Below are 1430 nucleotides of genomic sequence, written 5' to 3' on the forward strand. Positions count from 1 at the left end.
TGAACTGTCCCCCGGAAGTTGGACTGATTTATTCAGTTTTTCTTCCGGGGGATTTGTATGCATCCGAGATCTACGTTGACTCGTGAGCAGCGCGCGGCGCTGGTGGGTTTGTTTGAGCAGGGTTTTGGTTACAAGAGTGCGGCTAGGCAGGTTGGTGTTGGTAAAAAGCCGGCCAGGAATTTGTATGATCGCTGGCAGATTCGTGGCAGTGTTGTACTTGTGAGAAAACCAAACACTAGTGTTTATCCTTTTGAAGTCAAGCGTGATGCAGTGTTGCGTTTCCTTGCTGGTGAATCTCGTGGGAGTATTGCTAAAGATCTTGGACTATCCAGGCCAGATTTAGTGAGGATATGGGCTCGGATTTATGAGCAGCAAGGTGAGGACGGGTTACGTCCTAAACCTAAAGGCAGGCCTGCTAAGTCTGGGTCTAAACCGAGTAAGCCTTTGTCTGAGACTGAGCAGTTACGCCGTCAGGTGGAGTATTTACAGGCGGAGAATGCTTACCTAAAAGCATTAAGGGACTTGATGCGCAAAGAGCAATAACTCGCACCCGAGTGGTTGCAAGTCTCAAGTCCCAGTATCGTCTTGCGGATTTACTCCAAGCTGCTGGCCTTGCCAGGTCAACGTTTTACTATCACCAAGCTCGCCTTGATGCTCCTGATAAGCACGCTGGGCTCAAACGTGAGATCAAGACCGTGTTTGACCAGTCCCACGCACGCTATGGTCACCGCCGCGTCAGGCTAGCTTTGAAACGTCAAGGCATTTGCGTATCTAGAAAACTGGTAGCCAAACTAATGAAACAAGAACACCTAGTGTGCCAGGTACGTAAGAAAAAGCGTTACAACTCTTACAGATCCAACCAATCCAACGCGGCTGGCAACGTTCTTAATCGTGATTTCACAGCTACCAAGCCGAACCAGAAATGGGTCTCAGACGTCACTGAGTTCAGAGTAGGAAACCAAAAACTGTACCTGTCACCAATCATTGACCTGTACGACCACAGCGTCATCTCCTACTCGATTAGCGCCTCACCAAACCTAGAACTCACCAACTCTAGCCTGCGCAAAGCCTTACACCAGGCGCAGCCAGGACCGGGCATGATCATGCATACGGATCAAGGATTCCAATACCAACACCACAGTTGGAAAGCCCTACTAGCCAACTACAACGCTACTCAATCCATGTCCAGAAAAGGTAGCTGCCATGACAACGCAATGGCAGAAAACTTCTTCGCTCACCTCAAAGCAGAACTGTTCTACCAACAAGCGTTCACCAACACTGAAGACCTAGCCAATCAAATACAGGACTACATCCACTGGTACAACAACCAACGCATCCAACAACGACTCGAGGGCATGACCCCGAACGAATATCGCAATCATGCCCTCGTAGCCTAAGAACCCCTACTATTAAACTGTCTAACTTTCAGG

Annotated in this window: 1 pseudogene; it reads left to right on the forward strand. The window is 49.0% G+C overall.

Features of this window, described 5'->3' with window-relative positions:
* Positions 1-82: 82 nt before the first annotated feature.
* Positions 83-1397 (forward strand): annotated as a pseudogene (locus HMPREF2891_RS09920) (IS3 family transposase).
* The last annotated feature ends 33 nt before the right edge of the window (positions 1398-1430 follow it).

The sequence above is a fragment of the Actinomyces sp. HMSC065F11 genome (genome assembly GCF_001813085.1).
Classification (GTDB): Bacteria; Actinomycetota; Actinomycetes; order Actinomycetales; family Actinomycetaceae; genus Gleimia; species Gleimia europaea.